Annotated in this window: 13 protein-coding genes; 7 read left to right on the forward strand and 6 right to left on the reverse strand. The window is 67.9% G+C overall.

The window, feature by feature from the left end; translation table 11 throughout:
• Window positions 1-44 precede the first annotated feature (44 nt).
• Together pepE and K2W61_RS18880 are read left to right on the forward strand one after the other, a co-directional pair.
• Entirely contained in the window at window positions 45-749 is a 705-nt protein-coding gene (gene pepE, locus K2W61_RS18875) for a dipeptidase PepE (protein ID WP_236756317.1), read from the forward strand.
• Window positions 746-1675 carry a DUF1177 domain-containing protein gene (locus K2W61_RS18880; protein ID WP_236756318.1) on the forward strand — a complete coding sequence of 310 codons (930 nt, stop codon included), beginning with the start codon at window positions 746-748 and terminating at the stop codon, window positions 1673-1675. The genes pepE and K2W61_RS18880 overlap by 4 nt, the downstream gene beginning before the upstream one ends.
• Before the next feature lie 90 nt (window positions 1676-1765).
• Here K2W61_RS18880 and coaBC read toward each other — a convergent pair whose 3' ends face one another.
• The 4 genes from coaBC to K2W61_RS18900 form a co-directional block, all read right to left on the reverse strand.
• Window positions 1766-2962, reverse strand: coding sequence for a bifunctional phosphopantothenoylcysteine decarboxylase/phosphopantothenate--cysteine ligase CoaBC (coaBC, locus tag K2W61_RS18885; protein ID WP_175131607.1), 1197 nt, complete (start codon window positions 2960-2962; stop codon window positions 1766-1768).
• Window positions 2963-3117: 155 nt separating this feature from the next.
• Complete coding sequence (gene lspA / locus K2W61_RS18890) at window positions 3118-3642, reverse strand: signal peptidase II (protein ID WP_175131606.1); 525 nt, start codon at window positions 3640-3642, stop codon at window positions 3118-3120.
• A gap of 2 nt (window positions 3643-3644) precedes the next feature.
• Window positions 3645-6506 carry an isoleucine--tRNA ligase gene (gene ileS, locus K2W61_RS18895; protein WP_175131605.1) on the reverse strand — a complete coding sequence of 954 codons (2862 nt, stop codon included), beginning with the start codon at window positions 6504-6506 and terminating at the stop codon, window positions 3645-3647.
• Window positions 6496-7461, reverse strand: coding sequence for a bifunctional riboflavin kinase/FAD synthetase (locus K2W61_RS18900; protein WP_175131604.1), 966 nt, complete (start codon window positions 7459-7461; stop codon window positions 6496-6498). Before K2W61_RS18900 ends, ileS begins: the two co-directional genes overlap by 11 nt.
• Before the next feature lie 63 nt (window positions 7462-7524).
• Here K2W61_RS18900 and purN point away from each other — a divergent pair, with 63 nt between their 5' ends.
• Both purN and K2W61_RS18910 read left to right on the forward strand, forming a co-directional pair.
• Complete coding sequence (gene purN, locus K2W61_RS18905; RefSeq protein WP_175131603.1) at window positions 7525-8190, forward strand: phosphoribosylglycinamide formyltransferase; 666 nt, start codon at window positions 7525-7527, stop codon at window positions 8188-8190.
• An 824-nt stretch (window positions 8191-9014) separates the two neighbouring features.
• Complete coding sequence (locus tag K2W61_RS18910) at window positions 9015-10394, forward strand: RsmB/NOP family class I SAM-dependent RNA methyltransferase (protein WP_175131652.1); 1380 nt, start codon at window positions 9015-9017, stop codon at window positions 10392-10394.
• A 102-nt stretch (window positions 10395-10496) separates the two neighbouring features.
• On the opposite strand, the gene K2W61_RS18915 is transcribed toward K2W61_RS18910, so the two are convergent.
• Window positions 10497-10784, reverse strand: a complete 288-nt coding sequence (locus K2W61_RS18915) for a hypothetical protein (protein ID WP_419761608.1) — start codon at window positions 10782-10784, stop codon at window positions 10497-10499.
• 445 nt (window positions 10785-11229) lie between these two features.
• On the opposite strand from K2W61_RS18915, the gene K2W61_RS18920 reads away from it, so the two are divergent.
• The 3 genes from K2W61_RS18920 to K2W61_RS18930 are packed head-to-tail and all read left to right on the forward strand — an operon-like array spanning window position 11230 to window position 15037.
• On the forward strand, window positions 11230-12438 hold the full coding sequence (locus K2W61_RS18920) for a DesA family fatty acid desaturase (RefSeq protein ID WP_236756321.1): 1209 nt from the start codon (window positions 11230-11232) through the stop codon (window positions 12436-12438).
• Window positions 12435-14726, forward strand: coding sequence for a UvrD-helicase domain-containing protein (locus tag K2W61_RS18925; RefSeq protein WP_175131600.1), 2292 nt, complete (start codon window positions 12435-12437; stop codon window positions 14724-14726). The genes K2W61_RS18920 and K2W61_RS18925 overlap by 4 nt, the downstream gene beginning before the upstream one ends.
• A gap of 5 nt (window positions 14727-14731) precedes the next feature.
• Window positions 14732-15037 (forward strand): chorismate mutase, encoded by a 306-nt coding sequence (locus tag K2W61_RS18930; protein ID WP_054430021.1) that lies wholly within the window; start codon window positions 14732-14734, stop codon window positions 15035-15037.
• A gap of 117 nt (window positions 15038-15154) precedes the next feature.
• Here K2W61_RS18930 and K2W61_RS18935 read toward each other — a convergent pair whose 3' ends face one another.
• The gene (locus K2W61_RS18935; protein WP_236756322.1) at window positions 15155-16471 is read right to left on the reverse strand and encodes a cytochrome-c peroxidase; all 1317 of its coding nucleotides are present in this window, start codon (window positions 16469-16471) and stop codon (window positions 15155-15157) included.
• Between the last annotated feature and the right edge of the window lie 209 nt (window positions 16472-16680).

The raw sequence follows: 16680 nt of genomic DNA on the forward strand, positions 1-16680 counted from the left end.
TGCTCGCGGCACCCCGACTCCACCGATTTCACGGAACGCCTTTCATGAATCTTCTGCTTCTCAGCAATTCCAGCAGCGATGCCGGTTACCTGGCGCACGCGCTGCCCGACATCCGCGAACTGATCGCGGGCTTGCCGGCCGGCGCGCCGGCGGTGTTCGTGCCGTACGCGGGGGTCACCCGCAACTGGGACGACTACGCCACGCAGGTCACCACGGCGCTGACCGACACCGGCCTGGACATCCAGCCGCTGCACCGCGCCGCCGATCCGGTGGCTGCGCTGGAACAGGCCGCCGTCATCATCGTCGGCGGCGGCAACACCTTCAACCTGCTCGGCCAACTGCGCCGCCAGGGGCTGCTGAGCGTGGTGGCGCGCCGCGTGCGCGAAGGCGCCGCCTACCTGGGCTGGAGCGCCGGCTCCAACCTGGCGTGCCCCAGCATCCGCACCACCAACGACATGCCGATCACCGATCCCGAGGGCCTGGACGCGCTGGGCCTGCTGTCCTTCCAGATCAATCCGCACTACACCAACGCCCATCCGCCCGGCCATCGCGGCGAAACGCGCGCGCAGCGGCTGGCCGAGTTCTGCGTCTTGAACCCGGCCATGCCCGTGCTGGGCCTGCCCGAAGGCGCCGCGCTGCGCGTGCGCGATGCGGCCATCACGCTGGTCGGCCCGCACGATGCGCCGCTGTTCATCGGCGCCGCCGAACCGCGCCTGTTCAGGCCCGGTCCGGTTGAGATCCCGGCATGAAGCAGGTCATCGATACCATCGAACTGCTGTCCTGTGCCCACATCACGGGCGAGGCGGTGGCGCAGCATCTGCGCGAGGCGGGTGATTGCGAGGTCGAGGTCACGCGGCTGGCGCGTGACGGCGCCGCCACCGACTTTCTGTCCATCGTCATCCGGGGCGCCGATGACAACGCGCCGCAGTTGGGCATCGTCGGCCGTCTGGGTGGCATTGGCGCACGCCCGGCCGTGACCGGCCTGGTGTCCGACAGCGACGGCGCCGTGGTCGCCATCGCCGCCGCCCTCAAGATCATGGCCATGGCGCGCCAGGGCGATGTATTGCCCGGCACCGTGCGCATCCACACCCACATCTGCCCGCGCGCTGGCACCCGCCCGCACCATCCGGTGCCGATGATGCGCTCGCCGTTCCCGATGCGCGAAATGATGTCGCACGAGGTCGATCCGCGCATGGATGCGATCCTGTCGGTCGACACCACCCGCGGCAACCGTCTGGTGAACCGCCGTGGCGTGGCGCTGACGCCGGTGGCCAGGCAGGGCTATCTGCTCCCCATCCCCGACGCCATGCTGGACATGATGGGTTGGGTCAGCGGCGAACTGCCCGTGACGCTGCCGCTGACCACGCAGGACATCACGCCCTACGAAAACGGTCTGTGGCACTTCAATTCTCTGATGCAGCCGGCCATCGCCACCGGCGCGCCGGTGATCGGCGTGGCGCTGACCGCGCAGACCATGGTGCCCGGTTGCGCCACCGGCGTGACCAACGCGGTCGATGCCGACGTGGCGATGCGCTTCTGCATCGAGATCGCCAAGCGCTTCGGGCAAGGCGCCATGACCTTCTTCGATGCGGCCGAATGGGATGCGCTGCAAGGCCGCTATGGCTCGATGGCGCATCTGCAGACCACCGGCCGCGAACCGGAGCCGGCGCCATGAATGCGCGCCCGCCCTCGCATGCGGCGGGCGCCACAAACAAAAACGCCAGACTGGTGTCTGGCGTTTTTCCTGGCCCGATAGGCGCTTGCGTCAGGCCGGCAGCCGCGCCGCGATCTCGGCGATCAGGCGGCGCGCGGCATCCAGCTTGTCGGCGGCCGGCAGCGGGTGCGCGCCTTGCGCGTCGAACAGCACCAGTTCGGTGGTGTCGGCGTCCATGACCTTGTGCGCCAGGTTGCCCACCAGCAGCGGGATGCCCTTGCGCTGGCGCTTGGCTTCGGCGTGCTCGGCCAGCTTCTCGGTCTCGGCGGCAAAGCCCACGCACCACGGGCCGTCCGGCAGCTTGGCGACTTCGGCCAGGATGTCGGGGTTGGGTTCGAATTCCATCTGCGGCGCGCCGCCGCCCTCGCTGGTCTTCTTCAGCTTCTGGTCGCTGACATTCTTGACGCGCCAGTCGGCCACGGCCGCCACGGCGATGAACACGTCGGCGTCGGTGGCGCTGGCCATCACGGCGTCGTGCATCTGGCGCGCCGTCATGACCGACAGGGCGGTCACGCCGCGCGGCACGGGCAGGGCGGTGGCGCCGGTGATCAGCGTGACGCGGGCGCCGGCCTCGCGCGCGGCGCGGGCCAGGGCGTAGCCGGTCTTGCCCGACGAGCGGTTGCTCAGCACGCGCACCGGATCGACCGGTTCGGAGGTCGGACCGGCGGTCAGCAGTACGTGGCGGCCAGCCAGCAGCTTGGGCTGGAAGAAGGCAATCAGATCGGCGAGGATTTCATGGGCTTCCAGCATGCGGCCGTCGCCGGTTTCGCCACAGGCCTGTTCGCCGGCCGACGGGCCCAGGATGCTGATGCCGTCGGCGCGCAGTTGCGCCACGTTGCGCTGGGTGGCCGGGTTGGCCCACATTTCGCGGTTCATCGCAGGCGCCACCAGCAGCGGGCAGGCGCGCGCCACGCACAGCGTCGACAGCAGGTCGTCGGCCATGCCGTGCGCCAGCTTGGCCATGAAATCGGTGCTGGCCGGCGCGATCAGCACCGCGTCGGCGCCGCGCGTCAGGTCGATGTGCGCCATGTTGTTGGGCACCCGCGGATCCCAGGCATCGACGAACACGGGGCGGCCGGACAGCGCCTGCATGGTCACGGGCGTGATGAAGTGCGTGGCCGCCTCGGTCATCACCACGTCGACGATGGCGCCTTGTTCGGTCATACGCCGCACCAGCTCGGCGATTTTGTAGCAGGCGATGCCACCGGTCAGGCCGAGGACGATGCGTTTGCGGGCGAGGTCGAGCATGGGTCTCGGACGGCGTTGGGACGCCGTCAAATCAGGGAACGGACAGTGATTTTATTCTGCATTGCCGCATCGCGCCGTTCGCCATGCGTGCAGGGGGGCTCAAACAAGGCAAAAACCCGGCCAGGGGCCGGGTTTCGAAAGGGCGGGTGACAGGGTCAGACGCGTGGCTTGCGGGCCCGCAGCAGTTCGTCCAGCACCAGCAGCACGGCGCCGCAGGTGATGCCGACGTCGGCCACGTTGAAGGCCGGGTAGTACCAGTCGCGCCAATAAAACAGCAGGAAGTCCACCACGTGGCCATACACTACCCGGTCGATCACGTTGCCGATGGCCCCGCCCAGGATCATGGCCAGGGCCAGGCAGAAGCGCGGCTGGCCGCGGGTGCGGCGCAGGATCACCAGGATGACCCCCGCGGCGACCACGCCCAAGCCGGTGAACAACCAGCGCTGCCAGCCTTCTTCGGACGCCAGGAAGCTGAACGCCGCGCCGCGGTTGTACAGCAGCGTGAAGTCGAAGAACGGCAGCAGGTTCAGGCGTTCGCCATACTGGTACGAGGTGTTGAAGTACACCTTGGTCAGTTGGTCCACCACGACGATCGCCAGGGCGATGGCCAGCCAGCGCCCCACCCGCGCGCGGGGCGCGCTGGCGGACGCAGCGGCGGCGGAGCCTTGTGGGCCGGCCATGCTCAGGCCTTGTCGCGGGCTTCGCCCGAGCCGAACAGGTTGGACACGCAGCGGCCGCAGATCTCGGGGTGATCCGGATCCTGGCCCACGTCCAGGCGCCAGTGCCAGCAGCGCTCGCACTTCTTGTGCCTGGACGGCGTGACCTCGATGCGGGTCTCGCCTTCGCCTGCGTGCACGCTGGCGCGCGACACGATCAGCACGAAGCGCAGGTCGTCACCCAGGCTCGCCAGCAGTTGCTGGTCTTCGCCGCTGGCGTACAGGTCAACCTCGGCCTGCAGCGACGAACCGATGTCGCCCGCCGTGCGCACTTCTTCCAGCTTGCGCTGGACCTCGGCGCGGATGGCGCGCAGGCGCGTCCATTTGGCCGACAGGGCCTCGGCGTCCGCGAACGGCGGCAGCGCGTGGTAGACCTCGGTGAAGATGGTGACGCGGGCGGCGTCGGCCTGGTGCTTCAGGGCCGAGCCGACCAGTTCCTTCCAGGCCTCTTCGGCCGTGAACGACAGGATCGGCGCCATCAGCTTGAGCAGCGTCTGGGTGATGTCCAGCAGTGCGGTCTGGGCCGAGCGGCGGGCCACGCTGTCCACCTTGGAGGTGTAGAGGCGGTCCTTCAGGATATCCAGGTAGAACGCGCCCAGGTCTTCCGAGCAGAACGTCTGCAGGCGCGACACCGCCGGGTGGAAGTCGTAGCGCTCGTAGTGGCCCTGCACCTCGGCCTGCATCTGCGCCGTCATGGCCAGCGCGTAGCGGTCGATTTCGAACAGTTCACCGTAGGGCACCGATTGCGACACGGCGTCGAAGTCGGCCAGGTTGGCCAGCAGGAAGCGCAGCGTGTTGCGGATGCGGCGGTAGCCCTCGACCACGCGCTTGAGGATTTCATCGGAGATCGACAGCTCGCCCGAGTAGTCGGTGGAGGCGACCCACAGGCGCAGGATTTCCGCGCCCAGCGAATCGGACACCTTCTGCGGCGCGATCACGTTGCCGACCGATTTGCTCATCTTGCGGCCCTGGCCGTCCACCACGAAGCCGTGCGTCAGCAGGGCCTTGTAGGGCGGCTGGCCGTACAGCATGCAGCCGGTCAGCAGCGACGAGTGGAACCAGCCGCGGTGCTGGTCGGAACCTTCCAGGTACAGGTCGGCGGGCCAGCCCAGTTCGGCGCCGTGCGAGCCGGCGAAATCACGGTCCTTGCCGCCCAGCACGGTAGCGTGGGTGCTGCCCGAGTCGAACCACACGTCCAGCGTGTCGCGGTTCTTTTCGTATTGATCGGCCTCGTCGCCCAGCAGCTCGCGCGGGTCCAGCGTCTGCCAGGCCTCGATGCCGCCTTGTTCGACGCGCTGCGCGACCTGTTCCAGCAGTTCGGCGGTGCGCGGATGCAGCGCGCCGGTTTCCTTGTGCACGAAGAAGGCCATCGGCGTGCCCCACTGGCGCTGGCGCGACAGGGTCCAGTCCGGACGGTTGGCGATCATGGCGTGCAGGCGGGCGCGGCCCCAGGCCGGATAGAAGGCGGTGGCGTCGATGCCGGCCAGCGCCGATTCGCGCAGGGTCGGGCCGCCGTCCTTGGGTTTGACGTCCATGCCCGCGAACCATTGGCTGGTGGCGCGGTAGATGATCGGCGTCTTGTGGCGCCAGCAATGCATGTAGCTGTGCTTGTGCTTTTCCACGTGCATCAGCGCGCCGGCTTCTTTCAGGGCCTCGACGATCTTGGGGTTGGCGTCCCAGATCGACAGGCCGCCGAACAGCGCCAGGCTGTCGACGTACTTGCCGTCGCCCATGACCGGGCTGATGAAGTCGGTGTCCTTCATGCCGTGCTCCTTGCACGAGATGAAGTCCTCGATACCGTAGGCCGGAGCCGAGTGCACCACGCCGGTGCCGGAATCGGCCGTGACGTAGTCGCCCAGGAACACCGGCGCCTTGCGGTCGTAGGCGGCTTCGAACCGCGCCAGCGGATGGCGGAACGCGATGCCCGCCAGCGCCGCGCCCGGGGCGGTGGCGATGACTTCGCCTTCCAGGTCCCAGGCCTTCAGGCAGGCCTCGACGCGCTCGCGCGCGAGCAGCAGCAGCGGGCCGAACTTGGGCGCGGGCGACACGCGCACCAGCGCGTATTCGATTTCGGGATGCAGGTTCAGCGCCTGGTTGGACGGGATGGTCCAGGGCGTGGTGGTCCAGATGACGATGGCGCCGTCATCGACCTGGTCCAGGCCGAAGGCCTGGGCCAGCTTGGCATGCTCGGCGAACGGGAAGGCCACGTCCACCGCCGGGTCGACGCGGTCGGCGTATTCGACCTCGGCCTCGGCCAGCGCCGAGCCGCAGTCGAAACACCAGTTCACGGGCTTGAGGCCACGGAACACATAACCCTTGTCCAGGATGCGGCCCAGGGCGCGGATCTCGTCGGCTTCATTGCTGAAGTTCATCGTCATGTAGGGACGATCCCACTCGCCCAGCACGCCCAGGCGCTTGAAGTCCTTGCGCTGGCGATCGATCTGTTCGAGCGCGTAGGCGCGCGCCTTGGACTGCACTTCGGCCACCGGCAGGTGCTTGCCGTACTTCTTTTCGATCTGGATCTCGATCGGCATGCCGTGGCAATCCCAGCCCGGCACGTAATGCGCGTCATAGCCGGCCATGTTGCGGCTCTTGACGATGATGTCCTTCAGGATCTTGTTGACCGCGTGGCCGATGTGGATGTCACCGTTGGCATAGGGCGGGCCATCATGCAGCACGAAGCGCGGACGGCCGCGGCTGGCGGCGCGGATGGCCTGGTAGACGTGGTTTTCCTCCCACTGCGCAATCCAGGCGGGCTCGCGCTTGGCGAGGTCGCCCCGCATGGGGAAGGGGGTATCGGGCAGGTTGAGGGTTTTTTTATAGTCCATGAACGGCAAAATAGGCGCGCGCGTTTCGCGCGTCTTCGGCGATGGCGGCAGTCAGGGAAGGGAGATCAGGGAATTTTTCTTCGTCCCGCAGCTTTTGCAGGAATTCGACACGCACGAGTTTACCGTATGCGTTGACGGTCTCGCCGAGCAGATGCGCCTCGAGCAGGACACGGCCGCGGTCCTCGACGGTCGGGCGCACGCCCAGGCTGGCCACCGCCGGCAGGGCGCGTTCGGCCAGGCCGTAGACCTGCACCACATAGATACCGGAACGGGCCGCGCAGCGCTCGGCCACCCGCAGGTTCATGGTCGGATAGCCCAGGGTGCGGCCCAGCTTCTGGCCGTGGATCACGTGGCCGCTGATGTGGAACGGGTGGCCCAGCAGGTGGCGGGCGCGGTCCAGGTCGCCCACCGCCAACGCGGTGCGCACTTCCGAACTGGAGATGCGGTGGCCGTGGCGGTCGGTGACGTCGGCCAGGGTCTGCACCTCGAAACCATGGCGCAGGCCGGCTTCGCGCAGCAGATCGATGTCCCCGCTGCGCTTGTGGCCGAAGCGGAAGTCCTCGCCCACCAGCAGCCATTTGGTGTCCAGGCCGCGCACCAGCAGGTTCTCGATGAAGGCGTTGGCCGACATTTCGGCCAGGCGCGCGTTGAAGCGCTCGACCACGACCTGGGAAATGCCGTACCGCGCCAGCGCCGCCAGCTTGTCGCGCAGCCCGGAGATGCGCGTGGGCGCCAGCTCGGGGCGCTGGTTGAGCGTGGCGAAGTACTCGCGCGGGTGGGGCTCGAAGGTCATCACGGCCGGGGTCAGGTCCCGGTCACGCGCGACCTGGCAGACCCGCGCCAGCATGGCCTGGTGTCCGCGGTGGACGCCATCGAAATTGCCGATGGTCAGTGCGCTGGGAGCGCGCTGGGCGGGCGGCGGAAGGGATCGGTAGATACGCAGCGGTGGTTTCACGAGCGAGAGTTTACAATTTTGGGTTACGGGATTGTTCGTCATCCCCAATTTGGATTGCTCATCTTGCCGGAAACCTCTTCATCGCCACGCCGCATCGTCATCCTGATCTCGGGACGAGGCAGCAACATGCAGGCTCTGGTTCAGGCCTGTCGCCAACAAGGCTGGCCGGCCACCATCGCCGCCGTGATCGCCAGCCGGCCCGACGCCGCCGGCCTCGAATGGGCCGCCGCCCAGGGCATTGCCACCGCCGCGCTGTACCACAAGGACTACGCCAGCCGCGAAGCCTTCGACACCGCGCTGGCCTCCGAAATCGACCTGCACGCGCCGGATTACGTCATCCTGGCAGGCTTCATGCGGGTGCTGACCCCCGGCTTCGTCAACCGCTACAGCGGCCGCCTGGTCAACATCCATCCGTCGTTGCTGCCGGCGTTCCCGGGGTTGCACACCCACGCCCAGGCGCTGGCCACCGGCGTGCGCGTGCACGGCTGCACCGTGCATTTCGTGACGCCGGTGCTGGACCATGGGCCCATCATCGCCCAGGGCTGCGTGCCGGTCCTGGCCGGCGATACTCCCGAACTGCTGGCCGAGCGGGTGCTGGAAGTCGAACACCAGGCATTTCCGGCCGCCGTGCGCTGGCTGGCCGAAGGCCGGGTTACGCTGACGAATGACCATCGGGTGGACGTGCAGGGCGATCCCGACCGCCTGTTCACCTGGACCGCCGCGGCCTGAGCCGACGCCAGCCGCGCAGCCGGGCCGTCAATGGCCCGGAAATCGCATTTATCGGGCGGCATGTGCCCGTCCCACTGGAATACACCATGAGCAAACCTCAAACTCCGCGTTCCCGCCCGGCAGCCACCGGCGGACGCTCCGCCGAAGGGCGTGACGGCCGGTCCTTTTTCTCGCGCCCCAAGGGCGAGGCCCGCACCGCCCAGGAACGCGCGCCGCGCGCCGAGCGCGCCGCCGGCGGCCGTGACGGCGAAGGCCGTCCGGACGAGCGCCGCGACAGCCGTCCGGCGCCGCGTCCATCCTACGATGCGGCGCGTGGCGAAGGCCGTGGCGAACGCGGTTCCGTCGGTGGCGACCGGCGCGAAGGCGCCGGCCGCCCGACGCCACGCCCTTCCTATGACGCGCCGCGCGGCGAACGCGGCTCGTACAGTCCGGATCGCCGCGAAGGCCAGGGCCGCCCGGATTCGCGCCCGTCCTATGGTGCCTCGCGTGGCGAGAGCCGTGGCAATGAGCGCGGCGCTTTTGCCTCGGACCGCCGCGACGGCGCCGGCCGTCCGGATTCGCGCCCGTCCTACGGTTCGCCGCGTGGCGAAGGCCGTGGCGGTGACCGGGGTTCCTTCGCCGCGGACCGCCGCGAAGGCGCTGGCCGCCCGGATTCACGCCCGTCCTATGGCGCCCCGCGTGGCGAAGGCCGAGGCGGCGAGCGCGGTTCCGCCGGCTCGGATCGTCGCGAAGGCCAAGGCCAGCGCGATGCCGCCACGCACAAGCCGCAGTTCAACCGTCCGCGCCTGTCCTACGCCGCCAGCCGCATCGACCAGGTGCAGCGGGTGCTGGGCGAGGTCCTGCAATGGACGTATCCGGCCGACGCCGCGCTGTCGCACTGGCTGCGCGGCCACCCCGGCCTGGGCGCGCGCGACCGTTCCGAGGTGGCCGAGGCCGTCTATGACGTATTGCGCCACCTGCGCCGCTACCGCCAGTTCGGCGAAAGCGGCGTCGGGCCGGCCTCGCGCCGCCTGGCCATCCTGGGCCTGGCCGCCACGCTGGGCAAGGAAGCGCTGCAGGAAGGCCTGGACGCGGCCGAGGCCGAATGGCTGCAACGCGTGCTGCAGATCGACCTGGCGACCCTGCCGCGCGCCGTGCGCGGCAGCATCCCCGACTGGCTCGACGAGCGCCTGGGCGCGATGGACAGCCCGGAATCGTTGATCGAGGCGCTCAACCGCCAGGCCAGCCTGGACCTGCGCGTCAATCCGCTCAAGGTCGAGCGCGATGCCATGCTGGCCGAGCTGCAGCAAACGGCCGGCCGCTACGAACCCGTGGCCATGCCTTATTCGCCCTGGGGCATCCGCATGGAAGGCCGCCCCGCCATCAACCGCTGGCCGCAGTTCGAGAACGGCAGCATTGAAGTGCAGGACGAGGGCAGCCAACTGCTGGCTTTGCTGGTGGCGCCGCGCCGCGGTGAAATGATCATCGACTTCTGCGCCGGCGCGGGGGGCAAGACGCTGTTGCTGGGCGCGTTGATGCGCTCGACCGGCCGCCTCTACGCCTTCGACGTCTCGGCTGCCCGCCTGGCGCGCGCCAAGCCGCGCTTTGCCCGCAGCGGCCTGTCGAACGTAGTGCCGGTTGTCATCGACAGCGAGAACGACGCCCGCGTCAAGCGCCTGGCCGGCAAGGCCCAGCGCGTGCTGGTCGACGCGCCGTGCAGCGGCATCGGCACGCTGCGCCGCAATCCCGACCTGAAATGGCGCCAGCATCCCGAGGCGCTGGCCGAACTGGGGCAGTTGCAGGAGCGCATCCTCAACAGCGCTGCGCGCTGCGTCGCGCCCGGCGGACGGCTGGTGTATGCCACCTGCAGCCTGCTGGCCGAGGAAAACGAGACGCAGGCCGAGCGCTTCCTGGCCAGCCATCCGGACTTCGAACGCCTGGATGCCGCCGAGATCCTGGCCGGCCGTTGCGAGAACCTGACGCTGCAAGGACCCTACGTCCAACTGCGTCCGGACGTCCACGGCACCGACGGCTTCTTCGCCGCCGTGTTCGAGCGCCGCAAGAAGGGCGCCGCAACCGCGGCGCAGGCTGAGGCCGGTCTCGACGCCGCCGCCGAGGCGCGGCCGGAAGAGGGCGCGCAGTCCGCCGACGTGGCGGTTGCCGACGCCGAAGACGCCATCGCGCCCGTCACGGCCGGCGCGGACCAGGACAAGCCCGTGGCCTGAGCCCGGGCCGAGTGCGCCGATGGCGGGTCAGTCGATGCGCTGGCCCGCCATCGGTGGTATGGGCCTGGTCAGGCTGCGGTACGTGAGTTCGCCGGGGCCGGCTCAAGGCGCCGGCGCGATGCCGAGCGTGGCGCTGTAGCGGCGGATGCCGACGGTCTTGTTCTGATATTTCACTTCCCAGGCCAACGAATCGGACCCGGGCTGATTTGCCTGATACACCACTTGCGCGATCGGCACTGTCTTATATGCGCAACGTCCCGAATTGCTGGACTGGCCTCGCGTATGCACCACGCTGGCGCTGCCCAGCCGAGGCTGGAGCGTGATGGTCACGCGTGGCGCGCGCAACGCCAGGCAATCCGCGCCGCGGATTTCATAATAGGACGCCAGCACAGCCACGTCCCCCGTTTTGAGTGACTGGGCGCCGGCGGGCGAGGCCAGAGCGAGCATCGCGGCGGCCAAAGCGGCGGTAAAAAGGGGTCGGATGGTTATGGGAAGCATCGTGTAGCGGTGTGGGCGGGTTGACTGCGGGCCAAAGTGTGCGCCAGGTGCGTGGCGGTCGCAAGACAGCGCGTCCGCCTTACAGGAACTTTAATCAGCCAGACTGTCCAAATCACAGTGGCCATGCGGCGACGTTTCCCTGCCTGGAAGGCGCCGGCGGCGTCGCAGCCAGGGCGCCGACCCGGCCGCAAGCTTGCCGTCAAAAGTTCAAAAGCAGGTCAAAAGTGGGGCTTAGTCCTTGATTTCCCTCAAAAACTATTTTGAAACTCCATTGTCATAACGCGGCAAAGGTAAGCTAAACTTCAGGCACTCTTCAAGCGAGGCTCACTACAGCTTTATGGATTACATCCTCTCCTTCATTGCCGGCGGTCTGACCCAAGCCACTTGGTGGCAGGTCGTCGTTTTCACCCTGGTCATGACGCACATCACCATTGTGTCCGTCACCGTCTTCCTGCACCGCAGCCAGGCGCACCGGGGCCTGGATCTGCATCCGGCCGTCATGCATTTCTTCCGCTTCTGGCTCTGGATGACGACCGGCATGGTCACCAAGGAATGGGTGGCCATCCACCGCAAGCACCACGCCAAGTGCGAAAAGGAAGGCGATCCCCATTCGCCCATCCTGTTCGGCATCTGGAAGGTGCTGTTCCGCGGCGCCGAACTCTACCGCGAAGAATCCAACAACAAGGAAACCATGGCCAAGTTCGGCCACGGCACGCCTGACGACTGGCTCGAACGCAACGTCTACAGCAAGCACAGCCTGTGGGGCGTGCTGACCATGCTCGCCATCGACATCGCCCTGTTCGGCGCGATCGGCGTCACGGTGTGGGCGGTGCAGATGGCCTGGATCCCCTTCTGGGCGGCCGGCGTCGTCAACGGCATCGGCCACTACTGGGGCTACCGCAACTACAACAGCCCGGACACCAGCACCAACGTGTTCCCGTGGGGCATCGTGATCGGCGGCGAAGAGCTGCACAACAACCACCACGCCCACGGCACGTCGGCCAAGTTCTCGGCCAAGTGGTATGAGTTCGACATCGGCTGGTGCTACATCAACATCCTGAAGTTCCTGGGCCTGGCCAAGATCAAGAAGGTCGCGCCCAAGCTCAAGCTGGATGATTCCAAGACCGGCATCGACCTGCGCACGCTGCAAGGCGTGATCACGCACCGCTACGAAGTCATGGCCCGCTATGCGGACGTGATCAAGAGCGCCGCCCGCGAGGAACTCGCCAAGCTGAAGGGTTCGCGCAACAAGGGCAGCGCGGAATGCGACTGGACCAAGCTGCACCAGGTGCGCCGCGCCATCCACCGCAATGAGGACATCCTGCAGCCGGAAACGCTGGCCGCCGTGGATAGCGCCATCGCCCAGAGCAAATCGCTGTCCACGCTGGTGCAGATGCGCCGCGAGCTCGGCCGTATCTGGGAAAGCTCCAGCGCCAGCAGCGAACAGCTCCTCCATGACCTGCAGGCCTGGTGCCTGCGCGCCCAGCAAAGCGGCATCGCCGGGCTCGAGCAATTCGCTCAACGTCTGCGCCGCTACGCGGCATGATGCTCGAGAAGCTCAATCCTGAACAACGCGCAGCAGTAACCTTAGAACCGCAGCACGCCCTGGTCCTCGCCGGGGCGGGCAGCGGCAAGACCCGGGTGCTCACCACCCGCATGGCCTGGCTGATTCAAACCGGCCAGGCCTCGCCTTTTGGGCTGCTGGCGGTCACGTTCACCAACAAGGCCGCCCGTGAAATGCTGGCGCGCATGTCGGCCATCCTGCCGATCGATACGCGCGGGCTCTGGATCGGCACCTTCCACGGCCTGTGCAACCGCATGCTGCGCGCGCATCACCGCGACGCGGGCCTGCCGCAAACCTTCCAGATCCTCGACGTCACCGACCAGCTCGCCGCCATCAAGCGGCTGATGAAGGCCAACGGCGTCGACGACGAGAAGTATCCGCCGCGCGACGTGCAGCGCTTCATCAACGGCGCCAAGGAAGAGGGCCTGCGCCCGGCCGACGTCGAAGCCTATGACGCGCACCGCCGCCGCCTGATCGAGATCTACCAGCTCTACGAAGCCCAGTGCCAGCGCGAAGGCGTGGTCGACTTCGCCGAGCTGCTGTTGCGCGCCTATGAACTGCTGTCGCGCAACGCGCCGGTGCGCGAGCACTACCAGCGCCGCTTCCGCCATATTCTGGTCGACGAGTTCCAGGACACCAACACGCTGCAGTACAAGTGGCTGCGGCTGCTGGCCGGCGGCGGCGCGGCGATCTTCGCCGTGGGCGACGACGACCAGTCCATCTACGCGTTCCGCGGCGCCAACGTCGGCAACATGTCCGACTTCGAGCGCGACTACGCGCACGGCACGGTCATCCGCCTGGAGCAGAACTACCGCTCTTACGGCCACATCCTGGACTCCGCCAACGCGCTCATCGGCCACAACAGCGGCCGCCTGGGCAAGAACCTCTGGACCGACCAGGGCGAAGGCGAGCCGGTGCGCGTCATCGAGCAGCCCTCGGACGGCATGGAAGCGCAATGGATCGTGGACGAGATCCGCTCGCTGATCCACGAGGGCAGCCTGCGCCGCGAGATCGCGGTGCTCTACCGCAGCAATGCGCAATCGCGCGTGATCGAACACGCCATCTTCTCGGCCGGCATTCCCTACAAGGTGTATGGCGGCCTGCGCTTCTTCGAGCGCCAGGAAATCAAGCACGCGCTGGCCTACCTGCGCCTGATGGCCAATCCGCACGACGATACCTCGTGGATGCGGGTGGTCAACTTCCCGACGCGCGGCATCGGCGCGCGCACGCTGGAACAACTGGCCGACGCGGCCCGCGCCCATGACTCCAGCCTGTACGCGGCGGTGGCGCTGGTGGGGGGCAAGGGTGGCTCCAACCTGGCCCAGTTCGCCCAGCTGATCCATCGCATGACCGAGGAAACGCGCGACCTGCCGCTGCCCGAAATGGTCGAGCACATGCTCGAAGCCAGCGGCCTGAACGCGCACTACAAGGCCGAGCGCGAAGGCGCCGAACGCCTTGAAAACCTGAACGAACTGATCACCGCCGCGGCGGTGTTCGCCTCCGAGGAAAACTACGACGGCCTGCCGGCGGGCGTGGTGCCGGCGCAGGACACGTCCAGCACGCTGATGCCCGGCGTGGTCGATGCGGCGCCGGTGGTGGCCGACGGCCTGACGCCGCTGGCCGCCTTCCTGTCGCACGCCGCGCTGGAAGCGGGCGACAACCAGGCGCAGCAGGGCCAGGACGCGGTGCAGCTCATGACCGTGCATGCGGCCAAGGGCCTGGAGTTCGACGCCGTTTTCATCACCGGTCTGGAGGAAGGCCTGTTCCCGCACGAGAACAGCATCCTGGAACAATCCGGCCTGGAAGAAGAGCGCCGCCTCATGTACGTGGCGATCACCCGCGCGCGCCAGCGCCTGTACATCAGCCTGGCGCAAAGCCGCATGCTGCATGGCCAGACGCGCTACGCCATGCGCTCGCGCTTCCTCGACGAAATCCCCGAGCAGCACCTGAAATGGTTGTCGCCCAAGGCCGGCCTGGCGCCTGCCCTGAACGCGGGCGGCGGCTGGAACGGCAATCGTGGCGACGCCTTCGGTCGCAAGCCGACCAACACCATTGCGCCGCGTCAACCGCGCGGCACGGCCGCCGGCGTCACGGTGGGCGACAAGCAGTATCGTGTGGGACAGGGCGTGCACCACGCGCGCTTCGGCGACGGCACCATCGTCAGCCTGAGCGGCGCGGGACAGGACGCCCAGGCGGAAATCCATTTCCGCGATGTCGGCGCCAAGACGCTGGCGCTGGGCATCGCCAAGCTGGATATCGTTCAAGGTTGAAAGACATGGCCAATCAAGATTCCCCGAAAGCCGAACTGGCATCGCTGCGCGCCGAGATCGATGAAATCGACCAGCAGATCATCCTGCTGCTCGGCGTGCGCTTCCGCTGCACGGACATGATCGGTGAACTCAAGCAGGCCAACGATATGGACCTGGTGGACCCGGTGCGCGAAGACCAGCAGGTCCAGCGCATCCGCCGCCTGGCCGAAGAGGCCGGCGTGCCGCCGGCCCTGGCCGAAACCATCCTGCGCGAAGTGATCGACACGGTGGTCGATCATCACACGCGTCTGCGCGAGCGTCCCTACTCGTGATGCGCGCCTGATGGCCGCTGCCCGCCAGGGCGCGGCCGTCCGCACACAGAAAGGTCCATGGCCGCGGCTCTGCCGCGGCCATTCTTTTTTCTCGCGCCGCGTTGTCGGCGGATCGGATTACAAGGTCTTCAGGAACGCCAGCAGGGCGTCGATCTCGGCCGGGCTCAGGTCGAGCGGCTTGATGTGTTCCGACTTGCGCGGCGCATACGGGTCCGGGGGATCCGCCGGCGGCGCTTCACGGCCCATGCCGGCGTTGTACATCCGCAGCAGCCCCCGCAGGTCCGGGAACAGGCCGTTGTGCATCCATGGGCCGGCCTGCGCCACGTTGCGCAGGCTCGGCGTGCGGAACTTGCCCAGGTCGGCGGGATCGCGCGTCACCTCGTAGCGCCCCAGATCCTGGTTGCGTCGGCCGTAGAAGGACAGGCCGATGTTGTGGAACTGATGGTCGGTGAGCAGCGGGCCGTTGTGGCAGTTCATGCAGCGCGCCTGGGTGCGAAACAGGTGCAGGCCCAGCAGTTCGGTGTCGTCCAGCGCATCGGCGCGACCGGCCAGGACGTCGTCGAAGCGCGTCTTCTCGGGGCGCAGCGAGGCCACGTAGGCGGCCAGTGCGCGTGCCAGGCGGTCGGCGTCGATCGCGGATGTCGCGGTCGATGCCGTAGATGCAGCAGATGCAGCAGATGCAGCAGATGCAGTAGATGTCGTAGATGGCGTAGATGTCGTAGATGCCGCTACCGTCGCGCCGCCGAACGCCTCGAGGAAGTGCGCCGAATACACGTCGTTCTGCCGCAGCCGCGCCACTGCCCCGGCGGCGTCGTGGTTCATCTCCCGCGGGTCGTGCAGCGGCCCCATCACCTGTTTCTTGAGGCTGGCCGCGCGGCCGTCCCAGAACAGGCTCGGCGCGAACGGCGCGGCATACAGCGGCGTCGAGCGGCGCCGCCCCATCAGCTTGTCCTCGCCCACCGCCAGCGGCAGGCCGTCGGTGAACGCGCGCTGCGGTTGGTGGCAGGAGGCACAGGACACCTCGCCCTTGCGCGACAGGCGGGTATCGAAGAACAGCATCTGGCCCAGCGCCACGACTGCCGGCCGCGCCACGTCGGCGGCCAGTTCGGCCTGACCCAGATTGGCGGCGGTCCATTGCAGCGGGGGGCTGGCGACGGCGGGGACCGGCGCCCATTCATTCCATTGCACGCCGGCGTCGATGGTGGGCGCGGGCCAACCGGCTACGGGTCCGGAATAGCGCGCGCGCAGGCAGGCGATGTTCCAACCCGCCGGGGCGTGGCAAGCGGCGGCGTTGGACGCGATGCCGGATGGCATGGAGGCGGGCTGCCGGCCAGACACGGTGGACGGGGCCGCCAGCAGGAGGGCCAGCGGAATGGCATGCAGGACGGCGGCCAGGGCGTTCGGCCGCAGCCGGGTTTTGCCACGCAGGGGCATCGATACGTTCCATGTCGCGTTGGTGTCAGGCGTAGGACGCAGCGACAGTTGCAATACCTCAGCGCGCAATCGATGAATAATCTATATGGATTTCGATTTGTTGATTGATGCGTGAGATCCGATCGTCCGCGCGCCGTGGCCGGGATGGCCGCGGCGCATGTTAGGGACTGCGGCCTTGGCGCTCCATGGCGCGTGGTCTGATATGTTGT

Source organism: Achromobacter pulmonis, from assembly GCF_021733725.1.
In the GTDB taxonomy this organism is placed as follows: domain Bacteria; phylum Pseudomonadota; class Gammaproteobacteria; order Burkholderiales; family Burkholderiaceae_B; genus Achromobacter; species Achromobacter pulmonis.